Genomic DNA, 340 nt, shown 5'->3' on the forward strand with positions numbered 1-340 from the left:
CAGGCCTTTACAGAGAAATACTATGAGAATACGAGTCTCCATAGTGATCAAGGATGGCAATACCAACACGATTCTTATCACAGGTTTTTAGAGAGTAAGGGAATCCAAACATCTATGTCACGTAAAGGTGACAGCCCAGACAACGGTATGATGGAATCTTTCTTTGGCATTTTGAAATCGGAAATGTTTTATGGTTATGAGAAGGCGTTTCAGTCGCTTAAGCAATTGGAACAAGCTATTGTGGACTATATTGATTACTACAACAACAAACGAATTAAGGTCAAACTAAAAGGACTTAGCCCTATGCAATACAGAACTAAATCCTTCGCTTAAATTATTT

General features: G+C 37.4%; 1 protein-coding gene. It reads left to right on the forward strand.

Annotated features, from left to right (window positions below; all coding sequences use genetic code 11):
• On the forward strand, positions 1–333 hold a 333-nt coding region (locus SORDD05_RS09660; protein WP_061419489.1), incomplete at its 5' end, for an IS3 family transposase.
• Positions 334–340: the final 7 nt, after the last annotated feature.

The organism is Streptococcus oralis, from assembly GCF_001578705.1.
In the GTDB taxonomy this organism is placed as follows: domain Bacteria; phylum Bacillota; class Bacilli; order Lactobacillales; family Streptococcaceae; genus Streptococcus; species Streptococcus oralis_J.